At 67.2% G+C, this 20,800-nt stretch carries 20 protein-coding genes and 1 tRNA gene; 1 reads left to right on the forward strand and 20 read right to left on the reverse strand.

The annotated features are described in order from the left end of the window. Positions 1-2: 2 nt before the first annotated feature. The 15 genes from ACV7NO_RS14830 to ACV7NO_RS14900 all read right to left on the reverse strand — a co-directional run bounded on the left by ACV7NO_RS14830 (position 3) and on the right by ACV7NO_RS14900 (position 16,865). On the reverse strand, positions 3-1,799 hold the full coding sequence (locus tag ACV7NO_RS14830; RefSeq protein WP_463406734.1) for an SLC13 family permease: 1,797 nt from the start codon (positions 1,797-1,799) through the stop codon (positions 3-5). Then, on the reverse strand, positions 1,796-3,151 hold the full coding sequence (locus ACV7NO_RS14835; RefSeq protein ID WP_463406735.1) for a chloride channel protein: 1,356 nt from the start codon (positions 3,149-3,151) through the stop codon (positions 1,796-1,798). Before ACV7NO_RS14835 ends, ACV7NO_RS14830 begins: the two co-directional genes overlap by 4 nt. Further along, a complete protein-coding gene (locus ACV7NO_RS14840; protein WP_463406736.1) occupies positions 3,151-4,359 on the reverse strand; it encodes a hypothetical protein in 1,209 nt (402 codons plus the stop codon). The genes ACV7NO_RS14835 and ACV7NO_RS14840 overlap by 1 nt, the downstream gene beginning before the upstream one ends. Then, complete coding sequence (locus ACV7NO_RS14845; RefSeq protein ID WP_463406737.1) at positions 4,356-5,765, reverse strand: DUF2254 domain-containing protein; 1,410 nt, start codon at positions 5,763-5,765, stop codon at positions 4,356-4,358. Before ACV7NO_RS14845 ends, ACV7NO_RS14840 begins: the two co-directional genes overlap by 4 nt. Beyond that, positions 5,762-7,039 carry a cation:proton antiporter gene (locus tag ACV7NO_RS14850; protein WP_463406738.1) on the reverse strand — a complete coding sequence of 426 codons (1,278 nt, stop codon included), beginning with the start codon at positions 7,037-7,039 and terminating at the stop codon, positions 5,762-5,764. The genes ACV7NO_RS14845 and ACV7NO_RS14850 overlap by 4 nt, the downstream gene beginning before the upstream one ends. Further along, positions 7,036-8,601, reverse strand: a complete 1,566-nt coding sequence (locus ACV7NO_RS14855) for a DUF389 domain-containing protein (protein WP_463406739.1) — start codon at positions 8,599-8,601, stop codon at positions 7,036-7,038. Before ACV7NO_RS14855 ends, ACV7NO_RS14850 begins: the two co-directional genes overlap by 4 nt. Positions 8,602-8,916: 315 nt before the next feature. Further along, on the reverse strand, positions 8,917-11,394 hold the full coding sequence (locus ACV7NO_RS14860; RefSeq protein ID WP_463406740.1) for a DUF3320 domain-containing protein: 2,478 nt from the start codon (positions 11,392-11,394) through the stop codon (positions 8,917-8,919). Positions 11,395-11,495: 101 nt separating this feature from the next. Then, positions 11,496-12,035, reverse strand: a complete 540-nt coding sequence (locus tag ACV7NO_RS14865) for a hypothetical protein (RefSeq protein WP_463406741.1) — start codon at positions 12,033-12,035, stop codon at positions 11,496-11,498. An 89-nt stretch (positions 12,036-12,124) separates the two neighbouring features. Then, positions 12,125-12,601 carry an AAA family ATPase gene (locus ACV7NO_RS14870; protein WP_463406742.1) on the reverse strand — a complete coding sequence of 159 codons (477 nt, stop codon included), beginning with the start codon at positions 12,599-12,601 and terminating at the stop codon, positions 12,125-12,127. Beyond that, the gene (locus tag ACV7NO_RS14875) at positions 12,546-12,851 is read right to left on the reverse strand and encodes an ATP-binding protein (RefSeq protein WP_463406743.1); all 306 of its coding nucleotides are present in this window, start codon (positions 12,849-12,851) and stop codon (positions 12,546-12,548) included. The genes ACV7NO_RS14870 and ACV7NO_RS14875 overlap by 56 nt, the downstream gene beginning before the upstream one ends. Continuing rightward, on the reverse strand, positions 12,848-13,048 hold the full coding sequence (locus ACV7NO_RS14880; RefSeq protein ID WP_463406744.1) for a hypothetical protein: 201 nt from the start codon (positions 13,046-13,048) through the stop codon (positions 12,848-12,850). The genes ACV7NO_RS14875 and ACV7NO_RS14880 overlap by 4 nt, the downstream gene beginning before the upstream one ends. After that, positions 13,048-13,662: a hypothetical protein gene (locus ACV7NO_RS14885; protein WP_463406745.1), complete on the reverse strand. Its 615-nt coding sequence runs from the start codon at positions 13,660-13,662 to the stop codon at positions 13,048-13,050. Before ACV7NO_RS14885 ends, ACV7NO_RS14880 begins: the two co-directional genes overlap by 1 nt. A 77-nt stretch (positions 13,663-13,739) precedes the next feature. Continuing rightward, positions 13,740-15,521, reverse strand: coding sequence for a 3'-5' exonuclease family protein (locus ACV7NO_RS14890; RefSeq protein ID WP_463406746.1), 1,782 nt, complete (start codon positions 15,519-15,521; stop codon positions 13,740-13,742). Positions 15,522-15,620: 99 nt separating this feature from the next. Then, positions 15,621-15,695, reverse strand: a tRNA-Gln gene (locus ACV7NO_RS14895). Positions 15,696-15,773: 78 nt separating this feature from the next. Then, positions 15,774-16,865: a branched-chain amino acid aminotransferase gene (locus ACV7NO_RS14900; protein ID WP_463407368.1), complete on the reverse strand. Its 1,092-nt coding sequence runs from the start codon at positions 16,863-16,865 to the stop codon at positions 15,774-15,776. Between the two features lie 68 nt (positions 16,866-16,933). On the opposite strand from ACV7NO_RS14900, the gene ACV7NO_RS14905 reads away from it, so the two are divergent. Further along, on the forward strand, positions 16,934-17,449 hold the full coding sequence (locus ACV7NO_RS14905; RefSeq protein ID WP_463406747.1) for a MarR family transcriptional regulator: 516 nt from the start codon (positions 16,934-16,936) through the stop codon (positions 17,447-17,449). A gap of 82 nt (positions 17,450-17,531) precedes the next feature. Here the strand turns inward: ACV7NO_RS14905 and ACV7NO_RS14910 are convergent, their stop codons facing one another. The 5 genes from ACV7NO_RS14910 to ACV7NO_RS14930 all read right to left on the reverse strand — a co-directional run bounded on the left by ACV7NO_RS14910 (position 17,532) and on the right by ACV7NO_RS14930 (position 20,639). After that, positions 17,532-18,329 carry a pyrroline-5-carboxylate reductase family protein gene (locus tag ACV7NO_RS14910; RefSeq protein WP_463406748.1) on the reverse strand — a complete coding sequence of 266 codons (798 nt, stop codon included), beginning with the start codon at positions 18,327-18,329 and terminating at the stop codon, positions 17,532-17,534. Positions 18,330-18,368: 39 nt separating this feature from the next. Beyond that, positions 18,369-18,872 (reverse strand): type III secretion system chaperone family protein, encoded by a 504-nt coding sequence (locus ACV7NO_RS14915; RefSeq protein WP_463406749.1) that lies wholly within the window; start codon positions 18,870-18,872, stop codon positions 18,369-18,371. 81 nt (positions 18,873-18,953) lie between these two features. Further along, on the reverse strand, positions 18,954-19,208 hold the full coding sequence (locus ACV7NO_RS14920) for an accessory factor UbiK family protein (protein WP_463406750.1): 255 nt from the start codon (positions 19,206-19,208) through the stop codon (positions 18,954-18,956). A gap of 41 nt (positions 19,209-19,249) precedes the next feature. Then, complete coding sequence (locus ACV7NO_RS14925) at positions 19,250-19,771, reverse strand: TspO/MBR family protein (protein ID WP_463406751.1); 522 nt, start codon at positions 19,769-19,771, stop codon at positions 19,250-19,252. 136 nt (positions 19,772-19,907) lie between these two features. Beyond that, on the reverse strand, positions 19,908-20,639 hold the full coding sequence (locus ACV7NO_RS14930; RefSeq protein WP_463406752.1) for a TlyA family RNA methyltransferase: 732 nt from the start codon (positions 20,637-20,639) through the stop codon (positions 19,908-19,910). Positions 20,640-20,800: the final 161 nt, after the last annotated feature.

Raw genomic sequence — 20,800 nt, forward strand, 5'->3', positions numbered from 1 at the left:
CCTCAATACAGACCGTATCGAAGCACCAGCAGTCCCGACAAAGTCACGACCATGATCCCCACCAGCGGCAATCCCGTGCGCGTATAGTCGGAAAACTCGTAGTCGCCAGCCGACATGATGAGCATGTTGGTCTGGTAGGCGACCGGGGTCGCGTAGCACAGGTTGCAACCGAACAGCACGGCCAGGACAAGTGGTTCGACCGGGATGCCCAGCTGCTGGCCGAGGCTGAAGGCGATCGGCGTTCCGACCGCCGCCGCGGTGGTGTTCGACGCGAAATTGGTCAGCACCGTCACGAACAGCATCACTGCCGCCAGCACGCCGGCCGCGGGCAAGAACTGCAATCCCAGCGCCAGCAATTCGCTGAGCCACGTCGCCGCGCCGGTTTCGAGGACCACGCGACCGATCGCGATGCTGGCCGCGACCAGCACGATGACCTTGGCCGACAGCGCGCGGCCGATACGATCGAAACGCACGCAGCCGGTGACCAGCATGACGATCGCCCCGCCCAGTGCGGAGATCGCGATCGGGACGATGCCGAGACTGGCCGGCACGACCGCGGCGGCCATGATCGCCAGCGCCAGCGGCGCCTTAGCCGTGCGCGGCAGTTCCTTCGCGCCATCCAGAACGAGCATGTTCTCGGCCAGCGACATCCGCTCGATACTGCCTAGCGCGCCGGCGACCAGCAGGATGTCGCCCTCGTCGAAGGGACTTTCGGTCGCGATCTCGACCAGCGGCTGCGCGATCCACGGGCGATGCGCGCGATGCACGCCGAGGATCGCGACGTTGTACAACTCGGCGACGTTGGCCGACGCCACGCCCTTTCCGACCAACCCCGTGTCCTTCGTCACCGCCAGCTCGGCAACGATCAGATCCTCGCCGGTCTTCGCATAGCCACCGGCCAGCCGCTCCATCAGCCAGGCTGGCGCGGCGGTCGCGCCGAGGATGCGCATCGTCTCCTCCAGTGCGGCGTGCGAGGCGCGGACCGGCAATCGGCCTGCGGAGATGTCGGCGAGGATCTCGACGTCTGCCGGCAATCTGGCGGCGACCTGTTCCCGGGGCAGATCATGCGCGACCGACGTCTCGCCCAGCCGCAGCATCGCGGCGAACCGCCGGGGCTCGTGACCGGCTTCGACGGAATTGTCCGGCAGCAGGCGCGGCATGACCAGCCAGATGAACGGCAGTGCCACGAGTGCCGCCAGCAGCACGATCGGCGTGAAGTGGAACACCGACATCGGCGGCAGGCCGAGATCGCCGGCGATCGACACGACCAGCAGGTTGGTCGAGGTGCCGATGGTTGTCGACATGCCGCCGATCAGCACCGCGCTGTTCACCGGGATCAGCGTGCGGGACGCGGGCATCCCGCCGTTCGCCGCGATCGCCGCCATTACCGGCAGCATCAGGACGAGCACCGGCGTGTCGTTGACCATCATGCTCATGCCGAATGCCAGCAGCAGCGTGACGAGCAGGCCGACCTGCCGGTTGAAGCGCCAGACCCGCGTCAGCAATCGTGCCGCCGGTTCGAGCGCGCCGGTCGTCACCAGCCCGCGCCCCAGCACCATCAAGGCGCAGATCGTGATGAGCGCGTAGTGGCCGAACCCCTCGAACGCGAGCTTCAGCCCGTCGGTCGGCGATTGGCCAGGCAATGGAAACCAGTAGAGGCCAAGCGCGATCGCACTGATCGTCAACAGCGAGATGATTTCCACCCGCGCGCGGCCGGATACGAAGCCGTAGAACATCGCCGCCGTCAGCATCATCGCGCCGATGGCATGGGCGGACGGCGTGGCGAGCAGGACGTTCAACTCCCGGCCTTCGACGCTGAACTGACAGGGGTGTCATCGATCTCGCTATCATGCTCGCGTTGATCGTCCGACGGGAGGAACGCCTGCGAAAGCGCGTGGTAAAGCCGCTCCTTCGACACGGCCTGCGCCACCACGTCGGCGATCAGCGCCGATGCGAGCAGCGGCATCATCAATCCGCGACTCGCCGTCGTCTCGGAGATGATGATGACCGCGGTCAGCGGTGCGCGGACCACCCCGGTGAAATAGGCGACCATGCCCAGCAGCACGATCGCGCCGCCCGGATAGGTCGGAAACAGCCAGCTCAGCATATCGCCGATCCCGGCACCTACGGCGAGCGAGGGCGCGAAGATGCCGCCCGGCATGCCCGACACCGCCGTCGCCAGCGTCGTCACCAGCTTCGCGATCCCGAACCAGTGCGGCGTATCGGCACCCGTGATGATCGCCCGCGCCGTGCCGTAACCCGTTCCCCAGGTCAGCCCGCTGCCGACGCCGATGATCGCCACGATCAGACCGAGCGATCCGGCGAACAGCGCAGGCCTTGCGCGCAGCCGGGCGACGGGCGCCCAGCGCGTCCTGCCCGTCGCCAGCACCGCGCGCGAGAAGAACGCACCCAGCAGGCCCCCCAGCACGCCTGCAACGGGAGCGGCCAGCATCGTCTCGCGGGCCGACAGCGTCTGCCGCATGATACCGAAATAGACATAGTCGCCGGACAGGCCGAGGCTGGTCATGCCTGCGATCAGCACCGCGGTCATGACCAGCAGCGTCATGCGCTGCTCGTACGCAGCGGCCAGCTCCTCGATGGCGAAGGCGACTCCGGCGAGCGGCGTGTTGAAGGCTCCCGCCACGCCGGCGGCGCCACCCGCGATGAACACCGATGCGCGCAGCGGGATCGCCATCAGCCGGTGGGCATAACCCATGATCGCCGCGGCGATCTGCACGGTCGGCCCCTCGCGGCCGGTCGACGCGCCGACCAGCAGCGTGCCGATCGTGAGGACGAGCTTGACGACGACGGTCCTCGCCGACACCAGCGCGCCCATCGCATGGTCCGGGTCGCGGGTCGCCGCCATCACCTGCGGGATGCCCGATCCTCGCGCGGCCGGTGCGATACGCGCGGTGATCCAGGCGATGGCGGCATAGCCCAACGGTGTGACGATCAGCGGCGCCCACCACCACCGGGCGACGAGTGAGAGGAAGCGTTCCCCCGCCCAGTCGGCGAGGTGGGCGAAGGCAAGCGCGACCAGACCGATCGTCACCGCCCCGCCGAGGATCGCCACGCGCCGCCGCCACACCGGCGCCGTCGGACCATGCTTACGCAGCAGATCGCGCGCCTGTTCTGGCAATCGTGGCGCCATCATCCCTCCGCCGGTGCGCCGACCGCGGTGGCGACGAGGCACACTAGCCCGATCGCGACGAAGCCGCCCCGCTGCGCCGCCGAACCCTTTCCATCCTTGACCGAGACGATCAGGGCAAGCGCGCATTGCAACGCATAGAACAATGCGAAGGCGCGGGACGACAAAGCGACCACCTCGAACGGGTCGGTGAGCCAGACGACAATGATGGCCAGCGCACCCGCAAGCGCGAACGCGAGCGGCACGCTGACCTTGTGGCGCGAAACCTCGTTGACCAGCCCGCCCGATCCGATCGAGTCGGCGACGGCCGCGCTCAGCTGACTAGATACCGCACCGGCCAGCACGAAAATGCCCAGCGCCGGCGCGATCAGCTCCATGATGTCGAGGATACCGGCAACGCCCTCGGTTTCGGCGGCGCGGCTCAGGAACGGCGTCAGCAGCGCAATGAAGGCGAGATAGATCGCCGACGAGATCCATTGCGCGTGGCGCATCGTGCGGACCCGCAACTCGGCGGGATAGGCGTGCCCCAGATAGCGCGACGTCTCGAACCCCTGCACCGTGATGAGCAGGCCCAACAGCATCGGCACGCTGGCGAACGAGAGCCGGGCGGGCGGCAGCGACTCACCTGCGCCGGTTAGAGCCCAGGAGATACCGAGCGCGGCGAGCAGGCCCGCGATGATCCCGATCTTGATCGATACCGTGCCGTGCGCGAGATGCTCGACCTTGCGCAGGTTGCCGCCCAGCGCCAGCAGCGTCATCAGCACGATCAGGACCGTGACGATGACGTTGGCGGCCAAAGGCTGCGACCCGGCATCGATCGCGATCGGCTTCAGCGCGAACTCGGCCAGCAGTTTTAGATAGTAGGCGACCGACACCGCATAGGCGAGCGCCAGCACCCCCTGCGTGACCCGCGCCAGCCACGCGACCGGATCGTTGAACCGTGCCGCGGCGAGGTGCGGCTCGACATTTACGATGTTGAACCGGATCACCCAGCCGGCGGCATAGGCCATCGCCAGCAGCACGGCCATCGCACCCAGCGCGGCGCCACCGAATTCGCGTGCCAGCAGCGGCCCGCAGATCAGGAAGCCCGACCCGATAATCGAGGCGAGCGGGGTCACTGTAGCACGCCACCCGTCCGAGCGGGCGAACCTGCCGAACGTCAGCGCCAGCGCGACGATGACGGCGACGACCAAGGCGATGGCGACGATCATGCGGTTCCTCCGAGCCAGGCGTTGCCGTCGCGCAGACGGCGCTTATAGTCCGGCTCGGCGAGCGCACGGAGCAGGTCGTCGGCGCGCACCAGCACCGCATCGCGGCAGGCGCCGTCGAGCGCGCCCTCGGCGAGCGAGCGGAAATCGCGCGTCTGCCGTGCCAGCGTGGCGATCCTGCCCGGATCGTCGCAGCTGAGCGCCACGTCGCCCAGCGCGTTCAGGAACCGCTTGCCGGCGATCATATCCGCGCTGGCATATTGGGCCAGGGCGCCGAACGCACGGTCGATGAAGCCGTCGAAGCGCATCGGATGCGCGATGACCCGCAGCGCGCCGTCCCCGTCGGCGCGCAACCGCGACGGCAGGTCGCGCCGGGCGAGATCTGACATCGCGGCGCCCAGCCAGTCCAAGCAGCTGTTGGCGGTGAAGGGGTCGTTGACGCCGGGCGACAGCGCGCGCGCTGCGATCTCGACCAGCTCATCGATCAGGAAGCGCAGGTCCTGCAGCGCGGTGCGCCGCGACCCGACCGCGAATGCGCCCCGCAGGGCCGTGGCGGCATCCTCGTCGCACTGTTCGGCGGGCCACGCCTCCAGCAGCACGCTGCCATTGTGGGCGAAATCCCCCGATTGGTATTGAAGGCGGATGACGAGGTCGTGATCGCGTGCGGCTTCCAGCAGGGTGTTTTCGTCGATCAGCTGGATGTAGCCGGTGTGCTTGGCGCGGACGGGCGCACGACGTTCGTATTCCGTGTGGCCGGCATCGTCGCGAAAGGCTATCGGTATGCGCGGATCGTCCGGGTTCTCCTTGAGCGGAACGCCGACGAACACGGGGAAGCGGGTGTCGATCTCTTCGATCAGCCGGTCGCCGATGCGCTCGATCACATTATTGATGTGGATCCGCATCGGCACGTGGTGGATGAAGAAGATCAGCACCGCGATCGAGCAGAGGACGAGGATCAGCGCCACGAGCAGCGCGAGTTGCGGTACGAATGCCGGCGTCCCGGCGCCGCTCTCGCCGGCCGAGCGGATCGTACGCAGGACGATGAGCGAGTAGACGAACGTCGCGATGAAGGTGCCGAGCGTCACCTGATTGCCGCGATCGGACATGAAGTTGCTCAGCAGGCGCGGGCCGTATTGCCCGGAGGCATAGACGACCGCCGCGATCGTCACCGAAAACGTCGTACCAGCGACGCCGATCATCGAGCCGCCGATCGACGACAACAGGCTGCGCGCGCCATCCGGCCGGGCCGCATAGAGCCACGGCAGCCCGTCCATCCAGGTCGAGCCGGCGTGGCTGTCGACATAGACCATCGCGAGCGCGAGGAGCAGCGCGGCCACCGCCATCACGGTCGGCACGAACCAGTAGCTTTCGCGCAGGTCGTTCGACAGGCGCAGCAGGCGGGCTTTCATGTGTCGGTCTCCGCCTTGTCCGGGGTCAGTCGTTCCAGCACACGCTTGATCGTACCGCCCTGCACGATCACCGAGAACAGGACGACCACATAGGTCGCCGCCAGGATGACCGAACGCGCCGGACCGTCCGGTAGGCCCAGCGCCAGCGCGATCGAGATGCCGCCGCGCAACCCGCCCCAGATCAATGTCACCGGCGCGATCAGGCCATAGCGTTGCGTCGGCCGGATCGCCCGGAGCGGCAGCAGCACCGACAGCGCGCGCGCGGCGAGCGCCAGCGGGATCGCGCCGATGCCGAGCAGCACCAGCCGCAGGTCACCGGGGATCGTCACCACCTCCAGCCCGATCAGCAGGAACAGCACGGTGTTGAGGATATCGTCGATCAGGTCCCAGAATTTGTGCAGATAGTCGCGCGTCGTCTCGCTCATCGCATGCGCGACCCCGGCGTTGCCGATGATGAGGCCTGCGACCGCCATCGCCACGGGACCGCTGGCATGGAGCGGTCGCGCGATCGCATAGCCCCCCATCACGACCGCGAGACTGATGAGCACCTCGACCTTATAGTCGTCGATCGAGCGCATCATCCGAAACGCGATCCAGCCGATGACGAGGCCTAGCACCACGCCGCCGCCCGCTTCCACCGCGAACAGCTCGGCGGCATGGCCGACCGAGAACGCCTCGCCCGACAGCGCCGATGCCAGCAGGATCGTGAAGATGACGACGCCGACACCATCGTTGAAAAGGCTTTCGCCCGCGACAGTCGCCTCCAGCGCCGGCGACACCTGCGCGCGCTTCAGCACGCCGATCACCGACACAGGATCGGTCGGGCTGATGAGCGCCCCAAATACAAAGCACCAGATCGGCGGCAGATCGAAGCCAATCGCGTGCGACAGCATCAGGAACCCGCCACCGACCAAGGCGGTCGACAGCGCCACGCCGATCGTGCTCAGCACGATGATCGGCCAGCGCCCGCGCCGTAGCTCGTGCCAGTCGACGTGGAGCGCGCCGGCGAACAGCAGGAACGACAGCATCCCGTCCATCAGCGTGGTGTGGAAATCGATCCCCGCGATGAATCGCACGATATCGTTCGCGAAGTCGGCGCCGGGCAGGATGCGATCGATCGCGATGACCAGCAGCGACGCGATCGCTCCCATCACGGTGAGGCCGATCGACGACGGCAGCTTCAGGAAGCGATAGTTGACGTAGCCGAGGACGGCAGCGAGCGCGATCAGGATCGCGGCCGCATCGAAAGGGGTGAGCGCAAGGCCGCCGATCACTGCGCGGCGGCGATCATGAGCGTGAAGCGCTGTCCTGCTGCCGGCGCGGCGACCGCGGCGACGCCTTGGGTCGTCAACGCCGCCGCCACGGCCTGCGCGCGCCGCTGCGTCAGGGTCGGGCGCGGCGGCGGATCGCCCGGCGGCAGGCCCGGCACCGCCAGCGCCGGCACATTCCATCGCCGTGCGGCCCAGGCGGAGGTCAGCACCGCGGCCCGGCCCGCCGCGTCGAGCGTGTCCGCATTGTCGGCGAACGCGATTTCGGGAAGCGGCCCCTGTGGCGGCACGACGGCCACGCTCCAGCCGTCCGTCTCGGCGGCGGCGCGGGCTTCGAGCGTGCGATAGGTGGCGATCGTTGCGCCGGGCAGCGGCACCGCCGCGGCGGTCGCCCGGCGGTGGTCGCGATCGATCGTCACGTCATCGCTGGAAACCCCGGTGATGAGCGCGATCATTCGCGCGAGCGCGGTCATGCGCTGCGCCTCCAAGTCAGGAGCGGCGCCGGCCTGGCGCAGCTCCTCGCGCTGGGCGTCGAGTGCATCGGCGCCGGCTTCGAGCAGCACCTGGTCGATGTCGAGCCGCACGGGCCTGCCGAGCGAGGCCTCGATGGCCTTCTGCAGCGGTGCGGTCTTCTGCATCCGTGCGCGCGGTGCGATCACGACAGACCGAACCGTGATCGGATCGCGGTCGAAGGCCACCTCGAGCTGCGTCACCCGCGCATCGTCACCGAACCGCGCGTTGAGCAGCGAGCGTACCTGCGATACCGTCAGTGCCTCACGCGCGATGCGATTGAGCGCCAGCCCGAGCGGCACCGCCATCACCGCGAACACCAGCAACAGCAATATGGTCTGGGTCCAGCTCTGACGGCTCGAAAGGTGGTGACCGAATCCATAGTAGCGCGCCATCACGGTGGCCGAGAGCGCGATGGTAATGAAGTTGGTAATGAACAGGGCCAGCGCGCCACCCAGCACCGGCAGGTTCCCGGTCGCGCAGCCATAGCCGACGACGGCGAGCGGCGGCATCAGCGCGGTAGCGATGGCGACACCGACAATCGTCTCGCCCCGTCCGCGGATGATGGCGAAGCTGCCGGCCAGTGCCGCGAACAGCGCGACGCCGAGATCGAACAGGTTCGGCCGCGTCCGCGCGACGATTTCCGCGGTCGGTGCCTGCAGGGGAGAGACGGTAACGATCAGCGCGGTAAAGGCGACCGCCGCCACCGACCCGGCGGCGAGCGCGAACAGCGACCTTCGCATCTCGGCAAAGTCGAACAGCGCCAGGCTGAAACCGAAGCCGAGGATCGGACTCATCAGCGGCGAGATCAGCATCGCGCCGATCACGACCGCGGGGGACGACAGCAGCAGACCCAGCACCGCGATACCGGCCGACATCATAATCATGAAGGCATATCGCGGCGACCAGCCGCTATCCTCGGCGATCCGCGCGACGACACCCGCGTGATCGACTTGCCCGACAACGCGCCGCCGCCACCATCGATACAGCTTCAGACGGCTCAGGCGATCGAGCACCTCGTCCCTGCTCGCCTGCGTCGTACCGCTCGCTCCCGCCATGCCACCTTACTCGCACATACTCGCCCGATCGCAGTCGTTTAGACTGGCAAGCCAACCGTGTCTGCCTTGATAGCCCGATGGCGGGGCTTTTCGTCGGTGTCGCGAGGTGACCGAATAGATAGTTGCGCCGCTATCTTTTGCGGAGCGTTATACCGCCTTGGCCAGATCCATTTCTTATCCGTCCTCTATGGGGGTGACGGGGAATCGCGCTTTTCTGCGGTTTTAGAGAGTGGTGTCCCACATGGGAAAAAGATGGGCACTCTTTCATTTTGAAATTCTTGTAAGGGGGCGGTGACGCGAGCCGACTAGAAAGCATCATGTTGCGAAATGCTCGCGGATATAGGCTGCGGTCTGGCTGGGACTTAATTCCTGCGTGGAGTTGCCCGAGCGCACGAAGAATCGCTCGGCGGGCACATCGCGGGCATCCTTGGTCGTCACGAAAACCGGCGATGGTGATCGATCAATATCGATCCGGCAGACGTCGGTGCCTTCATGCTCGGGAAAGACGATCCGTATGCGCGCGGCCCGATAGGCCTGTCCGAAATGGTTGGTCACCAGATTGGTCAGGTGGAGTTGCATCCTGTCGCGATTGCCCCCGAGGCAGCCATAGTCGCGATCCAGCCCGCGGATAGTGCCGTCGTCCGCGACACCAATCAGCAGTGTGCCACCGACACGGTTGGCGAATCCGGCGAGCGTCTTGATTGCGACATCCTCCAGCTTCTTGTTCTGGGTGGCGGCCACCACGTCCCACCGCAGCGTCTCCTTGAACTCCAGCCGCTCGTGCTCGCCCTCGGCAATCAGCGCGACCAGTAGCGATGGAGCGATGGCAGGAGCCGGGGCGACGGGTGCCTCGGCCCCTGTTACCAGCACGCCGTTCTTGCGGTCGATCCACCCTTTGCCGATCGCCGCGGTGACGACGTCGGCGATGAGCGTTCGCAGCTGGCTGCTGGTCGACTTAAAGCCGATCGCGCGCGACACGGCGAGAGCGATCTGGTCGTCGGTTGCACCGAAGTGGGTGCGGACGATATCCAGCACGCCACGTTCGAGTTCGGCGGGCGGCAACGCCTCGCAGCGGCGCAAGGTGGTCGAGATTACGTCGCTGCGATCCCGGACCTTCGGCTCCCGCCCGGGGATCGAGAGAAAGTCACCGTGACGTGCCAGACGCCCCGTCCGCGCCGAGACGTCCACGGCTTGCTCGATCGCTGTCTGGATCCTTCCGCCCGCCCGCCTAAGCCCCCAAGCGCTGCGGATCCTGGCGACGATCTCGTCGATGTGGACCGGGCCTTCGACGTCTACGACCTGTTCAGCCAGCCCGGAAAGAATGCCCCGTGGGGCGTCGTGGAGCTCGCTGACGATATGCGCGGGGCGCGTGACTGCAGCCTCGACGTAAGGAAGCACGCCCGCCGCCACATCGTCGCTGGCGACGAGGCCGATCTCGGTCACGTCTTCGCGCTCGATCGTCACGATCTCGAAGGGCACCGCGCGTCTGGCCGCGGCTCCCGTCTCCTGTGCGTCATGTTCGGCCTTGGCAGCTTCGACGCGGGCGAGGATCAGGTCGAGCTGTTCCGCCGGTCGCTGGAACCAGTCGGTGCTCCACACCCGGTGGATTGACCAGCCGTGGCTTTCGAGGACCGACTGGCGCAGCCTATCCCGGTCGCGCGCCGACTTCGCGCCATGATAGGATGCGCCGTCGCATTCGATGCCGAGCAGATAGCGGCCGGGCCGATCCGGATCGGCCACCGCGAGATCGATATAGAAACCCGCTAGGCCGACCTGGCGGTGGACCTGCAGGCCGCGGGCCTGCAGCGCATTGGCGACCTGTTCCTCGAACACGCTGTCATGGTCGCGACCGGTGCTTTCGGCGAGCGTCATTCGGCCGGTCCGAGCGAAATGGAGGAACAGGCGGAAGGCGAACACGCCCTTGCGCGTGCTAGCGAAGTCAGGATCGATGTCCTCGTCGGTCATCGACGCGAACACCTCGCACCGCTGTTTGGCGCGGCTGATGAGCACGTTCAGACGCCGCTCGCCACCATCGGTGCCGAGTGGTCCGAACCGCATCGGCACCCGCCCGCCCGGCACGGTCGGACCGTAGCCGACCGAGATGAAGATGACGTCGCGTTCGTCGCCCTGAACGTTCTCCAGATTCTTGACGAAGAACGGCTCGGCATGATGCGCCTGGAAAAATCCTTCGACCTCCGGCGGCAGTGCGCGGCGAAGCAGCTCCAGCTGATCGACGATCGCCCGGCGCTGCGCCGACGAGAAGGCGGCGACGCCGAGCGACAGATCGGGATGGTCGCGGGCATGCGCGATGATCGCCTGCGCGACGATCTTCGCCTCGACCATGTTGGTCCGCGTCGTGCCGGTGTCGAAGATGCCGTTCGCAATATGATGGAAGCGCAGCCCATGCCGGCCTCGGCGGTGTAGGGGCTCGGCACGATGAACAGCTTGTTCTCGTAGGTCATGAGCAAGGCCCATCCACGTGCAGATTTCGGCGTCGGCCGGCGCTTCCGCCAGAACCTGCAGAATACCGGCGACCACCTCACGTTCGCTGTGGTCCGGCGCGGACAGCGTCACGAAGCGCTGTACGTCGATGCCGCCCTGCGCATCCTCGACCAGCACTATCATCGCGGCGGTGGTGATGGTCTGGAAAATCCACCGGGGGCAGGTCAGCGGGTCTTCGCTGCGTTGGTAGCCGCGCCGGATCGGTTTGTTGTCGGAGGGAATCCAGCGCTCCATCGCCTGATAGCGCTTGTGCGCGGTGTCGTTGATCACGGCGGATTCGATGTCGAGCACGATCTAGGAACGCGGGCCGCGCGGGGTGGTGAGGGTGTCGATCTTCATGATTGTCTCCAACTCGGTAATAGGCGGGCACCGGATGGCGCCCGCCATGGTGATCAACCGCAGCGGACCACGGTTTCGACAGGCACGGCGTCCGGCTCGACCCAGTCCTGCCCGGTCGGCACGAACCGGTTGGTGGGTAGGAGCGTGTCATCCATCGCCGCGGCCGTGACATTGATCCGCTTCATCGCGAGTTCGCGCGCCTTGCGGATGTTTCTCGGTTTGCTCCGTATGCGGACGAGGCTTCCGCGCTGGTCGATGGCGAAGAGCTCGTCTTCGCGGGTGCTGACGAGGGTCAACGGCGCCGTATCGTTAGCGGCATAAGGTACGAGCTTGTCGACGATGTCGACGCTGAACATCATGCGATATCCGACGGTGAACCCGGTCGGCCTGGTCGCCTTCGTGCTGGCCCAGCCCGAGTAGATCACGTCCTTGCCCAGCATGGTCGCGATCCGCGCGATCTCCATGCCGGTCTCGATATCCATCGCCTTGCCGGACGTGAACGCCAAGCAGTCGTTGCTCGGCTTGAAGCGGGGCCAGCCCATTTCGACCCGCAGCGCGAGCATCAGGTTCTGGTGGCGGAGTATCATGGCCATCTGTTGTTTCCTCTTTGGTGACGGCCTGCAGGCCGGAGCTTTTTCCGTCTTCCACGGTGCCCGACCGTGACTTCCCGAAATTACTTTCTTTAGTTGAGCGTCCGCGGAAGTTGCCGTGCGGATACCGCCACCAGCGTCTCGATCGCGCGGCGCAGGCGGGGGACGGAGCGCGTGTTGCGGAACAGCCGCAGCAGCGCTGCTTTAGAGCCAGCCTCGATGTGCGGCAGCGCCGATGGCGGGAGGCCGACGTCGCGGGCGACCGCCCGCCACAGGCTGGCGAGGACTAGTTCGGCGTGTTCCGGCTCGGGGCCCGCCACCTCGATCACCTCGACACGCGACAGCAGCGGCGCCGGTAAGCGCTTGATGTTGTTCGCAGTCATGATCCAGTTGACGTGGGAAAGGTCGATTTCGGCGGCGAGGCAGCCATCGAAATACCGCCCTGCGGTCGATCGATCGGTCAGCCCGAGTAACATCGCGATGGGATCGCCCAGATCGCTGCAGGCGGCCTTGTCAACCTCGTCGATGACGATGACCGAATTGGCGGTGCCGGTGCGCAGCATCGCCATCGCGGGAAAGGCCGGAAGCGGATGTCGAAACCCCTCTCGGCGACCCCGCCAGTTCGGCGTTGCTGCTGACACCAGCCATCGACAGCAGCGCATCGCCGCAGCCGGAAAGCGCGGCGAGCCGCCGTGCGAAATGGGTCTTGCCCGAACCCGGCGGACCGACGAGCAGCATCGGCCGGAACGCAATCCATGGCCGTCCCGCCCAGAGCTGCATGACCGCCTGATCGACGATCCGATCAATCGCCGCCGTCATCCACGGCGATCCTGAACGCAGGGTTGCGGCTCCGCTCTGCCGCGGATGCGCGACAACGCCGATGCTCCTGCCAGCGGCAGCGGCGTCGTCAGCGGCGCATACAGATCGCAGTTCGACGCGATCCAGTCGTTGCCCTCGTTGCCGTCGGCGGGGATCGACACGCACGGGCGGACGTGCGGCATGCCGGTGACAACCATCACAGCCGCACCTGCGCGTCCGGGGTGGCGACCCAGGCGTCGGTCGCGGCGATCGGCGACTCGGAATCTTCGCGACTGGCCAGCCACAGCCGCCACGTGGCCTTCACACGCGCAGCGAGATGGTCTCGGATAGCGCCGTGGTGGCCGATTCGGTGCGCCTCGGCGAGATCTGCCCGCGTCATCGGCATGAACGGAATGCCCGCGACGTGCGCGATTGCATCGAAAGAAGTGGCTGCCGAGCGGCCGTAAGATTCAGCGACATCGACCACTTCGCCCGCGAAGGTCAGGTCAAGCTCGCGCAGTAGCCTGACCCCGGCGACGTCGTCGCGAGCCGTCTCGGCGGCGGCGATCAGCGATGGGACAACGATGTCTTCCGCCCGCCACAGCAGCAGGCGCTCAGGCGGCACATGGAGAGCGTCGGCCAAACATAAAATGGTCTCGACCGGATCGTCGGTCACGGTAGTGGAATGCGCTTGGACGTCGAACCCAAGCGTGCCGAACCTGTAGTAGACCTTTAGGATTGAGGCGCCGATCAGCAGTGTGCGGGCGGGTCGTTCGGCAAATGCGGGCTGGCGGACCCAAGCGGTGGCAAGGGCGGTCGTTTCGGTGGTCATGACAGTTCTCCAGAACGGAAGCAGCCCGACCATCACGAGGATGGCCGGGCCGACGGGGCGTTGATGGTGGTGGCGGATTAGGCCGCGACGAACGCTCGCTCGTGCTCCTCTCGACGCAACCGCGCCGTGAAGCGCTCGAGCGCGGCGGCGACGTCGGCCTTGAGCGCACGCGGGCGGCACCAGCGCATCGACGTGCAGTCGACGAAGGCGGACAGATGCGCCAGGTCTTGTGTCGCTTCAAGATGCCGGGCGAGTGCGGCCATCGGCCGGGTGACCAGCGCCTCATTGCCGGCACGCGCGGCGGTCCAAGCGAAGAACAGGCACAGCGTGGCCACGGCATCTTCCATGACGTAGTGCCGGATGCGCTCGGTCTCGCCGGCTGCCCACGGAGCGCCGACGTCACCGCCGGAGACGTCGGTCTCCACCGGGATGCGGATCTCGTTGCAGAGCGATGCCAGCCCGACCTTGCAGCCATGACTCGCGTACAGGTAAGCCAGATCGGCGTGTTCGGCACCAAATCGATTGGCGGCGACATGATCAGCGAGCGCCTTAAGCGACCAGAGCCGCATCTTCTGGGCGACAAGGCGAAGGACCAATGCATCGAACTGGCGAGAGTTATAGCCGGTCACGACGCTGGCGGCACCGATGCGGCGATTGGCTTCCCGCACCAGATCCGCTTCTTCGACAGCATCGGCAACGACCATGGCGGCGACGTCGAACGACCATCCTTTTGCGGTCTGCCAAGCTGTGGCGAAGCCGATGGCGACGGGACGGTGGGTCGGCCAGGGCGGAAACGATCCGTCCGCTATCGGCGGTGCGACGGTTTCGATGTCATAGGCCAGCACCGCGCTGGGCGCGCGAGCGTGGTCCGGCAGGCGCTCGAACCACTTATCCAGATTGACGATGTCCGCACGGGTGCGCGTCCAGAACGGCCGACCGCCCATCGACTTGTCGAGCAGAGTCGCTGCCCATCTGAGTTGGCGCTTTGTCTGCTCGCCGACCTGATTGACCGCCCGCTTGCCGTCGGCGCGATGCGCCAACAGCTGCGGATTGGTGGCGATGATCAACTCGGCGATGTCGTGCGCGCTTTTGGCGATCCAGTCGGTCGGCACGTCAATGGCAGGCGCCGGGTGCGCAGCCAGGGGCGCGGATATAGGTTTCGCTAACGGCGCAGGCGTGGCGGGATTGTCGAGCTGTTCCTTGGTCGCTGATAGACCCGCATCGGCTGGGATACCGACCAGCAGCTCGTGGGCGGCCTGCGCACGTGCGGCTGCCACCAGCCGGATGGCGAGTGCGCGGTTGGTCGGCGTCAGCGTTAAGCCTTGGTTCGCCAAGCGTTCGGTCGCCTCACCCGCGAGGGTTCCGAGAAAATCCGGTAGTCCGGCCATGACGCTTGCGAGACCGTGCCGCTCGATCGGTTCGAGGTCGGCGAGATGGTCGCGCAGATATCGATCGTCGATCGCGCCAGCCGGAACGCCGTGCTCGGCGATGTGACCCCATAGCGACTGAAAGATGCGCAATCCGGACTGTGTGCTGCACGCATCTACAGGCTCAGAAGCCGACTCCCAGCGAAGCACTTCATGGTCGAGCGCGTTACGATATTCGGTCATCTCCGCGCGGAAGATCGCCAAGCGGCGATCCGGTGGAATGCCCTCGGTCCGGAGGCGGGCATACAGGCTCATTCTCACATCCTCGCTCTTGACCGTCATCAGCGCGCAGCGGCGGCGGGCAACGGTCGGCGCCTTCGTACGAAGGCTCAGAACAAGGGTTATCGGAGCGTCCGTGACCAGCAGCGAACGGCGCCAATAATAGGCATAATTGTGTTTCAGCAGATTTGATGGATTGGCCAACTGCAACACCCACTTGTTACAGCGACTTGTTACAGTTCCGGCCCAGCCAAGATTCTGGCGGGGCGAACCTAGGGATTTCTGCGGAAAATCAGCCGCCGAATGGGCGGTTGGCTGGGGCGGCAGGATTCGAACCTGCGAATGGCGGCATCAAAAGCCGCTGCCTTACCACTTGGCGACGCCCCAATGCGGGAAGCGGGCTTATAGCTGTCCGATCCCGCGTGAAAACCCCTGATCGCGCATGGTCGCGCAGACCCGAGAGGGTCAGTCCAGCCGACGGAGCCAGCCATGCGGATCGGCAGCCCGGCCGCGCTGGATCGCACCGAGCCGCTCGAGGATCCGCGCGGTCGTCTGCCCCGTCGCGCCGCTGCCGACGGTGAACGCATAGTCCGGCCCCGCGACCGTGCCGATCGGCGTCACCACCGCCGCGGTGCCGCACGCGAAGCTCTCGGTCAGCCGGCCGCTTTCGGCATCCGCGCGCCACTGCTCGATCGCATAGGGCTCCTCGCGGACCGTCAGTCCATCGGCGCGAGCGAGCGCGATGATCGAATCGCGCGTGATGCCGGGCAGGATCGTGCCGCCCAGCGGCGGCGTGACGAGCGAGCCGTCATCGAACACGAAGAAGATGTTCATGCCCCCCAGCTCCTCGATCCAGCGCCGCTCGGACGAATCCAGGAACACGACCTGGTCGTGCCCGCGCGCGATCGCCTCCTGCTGCGCGACGAGGCTCGTCGCATAGTTGCCGCCGCACTTCGCCTCGCCGGTGCCGCCGGGCGCCGCGCGCGTGTAATCGTGGCTGACCCACAGCGAGATCGCGCGCGCGCCGCCCTTCCAGTACGCGCCGACCGACGATGCGAGCACCATGTAGAGATACTCGCCCGACGGCTTGACGCCCAGGAATGCCTCGCTCGCGATCATGAACGGGCGCAGGTACAGCGCGCCGCCCTCGATCGCGGGGATCCAGTCCGCCTCGGCGCGGACCAGCGCCTCGATCGAGTCGACGAACAGTGCCTCGGGCAGCTCGGGCATCGCCAGCCGGCGCGCCGATGCCTGGAAGCGCCGCGCATTGGCGTCGGGCCGGAACAGCGCCACCCCGCCATCGTCGAGCCGGTACGCTTTCAGCCCCTCGAAGATTTCCTGCGCGTAATGGAGCACCGCGGTCGCGGGATCGACCGAGATCGGCTTGCGCGCGTGGATTCGCGCGTCGTGCCAGCCTTGCGTCTCGTTCCAGCGCAGCGTCGCCATGTGATCGGTGAAGACGCGCCCGAACCCGGGATCGACGAGCTGCGCCGCGCGGTCGCTGGCGGGGATCGGCAACGGATTGGGCTCGAACACGAACACGCGGGGGGCCTCCAGGAAAAACGCGGCCAAAGCACGCGGGGATGGGTTGCGGACGACTAGGGCCGATGGCAAAGCCGGTCAACATGGCTGCCCCACCCCAGTCCCCCCCCGCGCTTTCGGCGTCCCCCTCCGCCTCCCCGCTGTTCCTGCGCGAGCCCGAGATCCGGCGCGGGCTGGAGCTGCTGTACTTCGGCAACAGCCACGTCACGCGATCGATCGATCGCGGGCTGGCGGATCAGGGGCTCGGCCGCGCGCACCACCGCGCGCTCTATTTCATCGCGCGCAAGCCCGACATGACGGTCAGCGAGCTGCTCGCGATCCTGGCGATCACCAAGCAGTCGCTGGGCCGCGTCCTCAACGAGCTCGCCGAGCGCCACCTCGTCGAGACGCGCCCCGGCGAACGCGACCGGCGCCAGCGCCTGCTGCGGCTGACCGCGCAGGGCAAGGCGCTCGAATCGGACCTGTTCGAGAAACTCCGCGAAAAGCTGTCCGCCGCCTATTCCAAGGCAGGCCAAGGCGCGGTCGGCGGCTTCTGGGCGGTGCTCGAGGGGCTGATCCCGCCCGAGGAACGCGCGCGGCTCGAGGCGTTGCGGGGGTAACGTCACCCCAGCGAAAGCTGGGATCTGCCTCAACGGGCGCGCCTTCACGGCGAAAGATCCCAGCTTCCGCTGGCATGACGGACTATCCTTGCCGAGCCGCGTCCGCCATCTCGCGCCCCCGCGCGATCGACGCCGCCAGCGTGCGCGTCATCAGATCCGCGAGTGCGCCGTCTGCGTCGAGCACGTCCAGCCCCCTGCGCGTCATGCCCCCGGGGCTGGCGACCGCATCGGCCAGCGCCGCAGGCGTCCGGTCGCTCGCCGCCGCCATCTCGGTCGCGCCCGCGACGGTCGCCATTGCCACCGCGCGCGCCTCGTCGGGCGACAGGCCCGCCGCGACCGACGCCTGCGCGAACGCATCGATCACGCGGAACACGAACGCCGGCCCGCACCCCGACAGCGCGCTGACCGCCTCGTACCGCGCCGCATCGTCATGCCACACGACCAGCCCCAGCGGCGCCATCAGCATATCGACCAGCGAGCGCGCCGCCGCATCCGCCGATGGTGCGTGGAGCGCCACGACCCCGCGCCCGATCTCGACCGGCAGGTTGGGCAGCGAGGGAATCGGCACCGGCCCCGGAAACGCGCGCGACAGCACCGCCTCGTCGACACCCGCGAGGATCGACACGATCACCCGCGCGCCCGCCACGCCCTCCGCATGGAGCGCCGCAACCTCGGCCAGCTGCTGCGGCTTCACTGCCAGCACGACGACATCCGGCGCCGTGCCCTCAGGCAACGTCCGCGCCTGCCGCACGCCCTCGGGCAGCGCCCGGTCGCTCCGATTGACGACATCGACGTCCGCCGCCGCGACCACGCCGCTCGATATCCAGCGCCGCAGCATCGCGCCGCCCATGTTGCCGCAGCCGATCATCCAGATGCGCATCGAAAATCCCCGGTGATGGTCGCCCCGATCAGGCCCAGATCAGGCTTCGCCTTGCGTCTCGACCAGGGCCGCGGCGAGCGCCTCCTTCGGCGTCTTGCCGCCCCACAGCACGAACTGGAACACCGGATAGAAACGCTCGCACTCGTCGATCGCGGACTCCACCAGCAGCTCGGCGGCGGCGAGCGACATCGTGCCCTCCTCCTCGCCATCGATCATCGCGGCATGGCGATAGAGCAGGATCCCGCTCGACGACCACAGCTCGAAATGGCCGACCCACAGCTGTTCGTTGACCAGCCCGATCGCCTCGTAGATCGCAGCCCGGCGATCCTCGGTCACCTTCACGTCGGGAAAGGCCAGGAACTGGAGCACGCTGTCGTCTTCGCGCCACAGCGCGCGCAGCTCATATTCGGTCCAGCTGCCCTTGACGGTCGCGACGATCTCGTCGTCGTGGCGCTCGTGCGTCCAGCCATGCGCGGCATAGTAGCTTTCGAGCATGTCGATCGGAGCGTCGGATTCGCGGTCGTAATCGGCTTGGTCGAGCATCAGGCGGCCCCTATCGCACGACTGGGGGCGTCGACGCAAAGTCGCGTCGACGCCCCGTGTCCGTCGCTGCCGAACGGTCGCTCAGACGGCGGCCTTCCGCGCCGCCTCGATCGCGTCGAGCCGCGCCTTGAGCGCATCCGCTTCGTCGCGCGCGGCGGCGGCCATCGCCTTCACCGCCTCGAACTCGTCACGGCCGACGAAATCGAGGCCGCCGATCCACTCGCGCGCACGATCGCGCGTGCCGGCTTCCGCCTCGCGCCCGACGCCCGCGATGGTGCCCGCGGCGCCGTTCACGAACTTCACCAGATCGTCGAACAGCCGATTTTCGCTCTGCATCGTCACACATTCCCGGTACTGGGCCCTTGAGACAGGGCCGGTCAGTCGATCATCTGGGTTGTTCTGGCCCCCGGCACAAGGGTTTCGGCGTTGGGGTTCAGCCGGCCGATGCTCCACGTCAGCACGCCCGCGAAGCTGATCCACACCATGTACGGCACCATCAGCCACGCCGCCAGCGTGCGGACGCGCGCGAACATCACCGTCGCCGCGATCGACAGCGCCAGCATCGCGACGATCACCAACAGCGCCGCATCCACCATGTGCGCCCCGAAGAACAGCGGCGTCCACGCGAGGTTCAGCCCGAACTGGACGACGAACAGCGTGATCGCGATCCCGCGCCCCTTCGCGCCGCGCGCATTCAGGATCAGCGCGATCGCCAGCCCCAGCAGGATGTACAGCGTCGTCCATGCGACCGGGAAAACCCAGCCAGGCGGCGTCACCGCGGGCTTCACCAGCGCCTGATACCAGCGATTCTCGTCGCCAGCGGGCACCGCACGCCCCGAAAGGAAGCCCAGCAACAGGATGGCCGGCACGCACACGATCGCCCACCGGACGAACGACATCCGCAACTGACCCTTCGATGCGATCCCACCCACTATGCGGCTACTCCCTTTGACGGCTCCCCGGGCCTTGGCCCATGCCGCGTCCTGTCGCACACGTAAATCACGCATATGTGTCAATCGTTCCGCAACCGTCCCGTCATCGGTCGGCCGCGATCAGATATTCGACATTGCCCTCGGGGCCGGTGATCGGGCTCTCGACCACGCCCGCGACACGCCACCCGCCGCCCGCCAGCCATGCCGCGACCTCGTCGCACACCCGCGCGCGGACCGCCGGATCGCGCACCACGCCGCCCTTGCCCACCTCCTCGCGCCCCGCCTCGAACTGCGGCTTGACCAGCGCCATCACGCGCCCGCCCGGCTTCACGAAGCCCAGCGGCACCTCCAGCACCTTGGCCAGCCCGATGAAGCTCGCGTCGCACACCACCAGGTCGATCGCGTCGGGGATGTGCGCCGAGGTCAGGATCCGCGCGCTGGTCTGTTCGTGCACGACGACGCGCGCGTCCTGCCGCAGCCGCCACGCCAGCTGGTTCGTCCCCGAATCGACCGCATGGACCTTCGCCGCGCCCTGCGTCAGCAGCACGTCGGTGAACCCGCCCGTCGACGATCCGACGTCGATCGCCACCGCCCCCGTCACATCCCAGCCGAAATGCGCGAGGCCATGCGCCAGCTTCACCCCGCCGCGCGACACCCAGGGATGGTCGCGCCCCCGCACGTCGAGCACGACATCGTCCGCCAGCGCCTGTCCCGGCTTCTCCACCTTGCGCGTGCCCGCGAAGACCAGCCCCGCCATGATGAGCGCCTGCGCCCGCGTTTTCGATTCGGCCTGCCCCGAATCGACGAGCATCTGGTCTGCACGCTTTCTGGCCATCGCTGTCCTATCGCGGGCGCCTCGGATCGTCGCAACCCCGGTTCGACCCGGCGCGACGATGCACGGAACCTATTGCCTATCTGGATAGTAGGATTAACATCTGTGGCGGGAATGAGGCCGTTGGCGGCGTCCCCCTAGAGCGTCCGCCGGTGGTCTCGTTC

The sequence above is a fragment of the Sphingomonas sp. Ell38C01 genome (genome assembly GCF_055231975.1).

Coding starts and splice junctions, on each gene's coding strand:
- ACV7NO_RS14925 (WP_463406751.1), bottom strand. CDS start 19,771: ATGTCGTTCGTCCGGTGGGCGATCGTGTGCGTGCCGGCCATCCTGTTG.
- ACV7NO_RS14885 (WP_463406745.1), bottom strand. CDS start 13,662: ATGACCACCGAAACGACCGCCCTTGCCACCGCTTGGGTCCGCCAGCCC.
- ACV7NO_RS14930 (WP_463406752.1), bottom strand. CDS start 20,639: ATGGCCAGAAAGCGTGCAGACCAGATGCTCGTCGATTCGGGGCAGGCC.
- ACV7NO_RS14845 (WP_463406737.1), bottom strand. CDS start 5,765: ATGAAAGCCCGCCTGCTGCGCCTGTCGAACGACCTGCGCGAAAGCTAC.
- ACV7NO_RS14875 (WP_463406743.1), bottom strand. CDS start 12,851: ATGACGGCGGCGATTGATCGGATCGTCGATCAGGCGGTCATGCAGCTC.
- ACV7NO_RS14880 (WP_463406744.1), bottom strand. CDS start 13,048: ATGGTTGTCACCGGCATGCCGCACGTCCGCCCGTGCGTGTCGATCCCC.
- ACV7NO_RS14840 (WP_463406736.1), bottom strand. CDS start 4,359: ATGATCGTCGCCATCGCCTTGGTCGTCGCCGTCATCGTCGCGCTGGCG.
- ACV7NO_RS14910 (WP_463406748.1), bottom strand. CDS start 18,329: ATGCGCATCTGGATGATCGGCTGCGGCAACATGGGCGGCGCGATGCTG.
- ACV7NO_RS14855 (WP_463406739.1), bottom strand. CDS start 8,601: ATGGCGGGAGCGAGCGGTACGACGCAGGCGAGCAGGGACGAGGTGCTC.
- ACV7NO_RS14870 (WP_463406742.1), bottom strand. CDS start 12,601: ATGGCGATGCTGCGCACCGGCACCGCCAATTCGGTCATCGTCATCGAC.
- ACV7NO_RS14835 (WP_463406735.1), bottom strand. CDS start 3,151: ATGGCGCCACGATTGCCAGAACAGGCGCGCGATCTGCTGCGTAAGCAT.
- ACV7NO_RS14865 (WP_463406741.1), bottom strand. CDS start 12,035: ATGGCCATGATACTCCGCCACCAGAACCTGATGCTCGCGCTGCGGGTC.
- ACV7NO_RS14905 (WP_463406747.1), top strand. CDS start 16,934: ATGGCTGCCCCACCCCAGTCCCCCCCCGCGCTTTCGGCGTCCCCCTCC.
- ACV7NO_RS14920 (WP_463406750.1), bottom strand. CDS start 19,208: ATGCAGAGCGAAAATCGGCTGTTCGACGATCTGGTGAAGTTCGTGAAC.
- ACV7NO_RS14915 (WP_463406749.1), bottom strand. CDS start 18,872: ATGCTCGACCAAGCCGATTACGACCGCGAATCCGACGCTCCGATCGAC.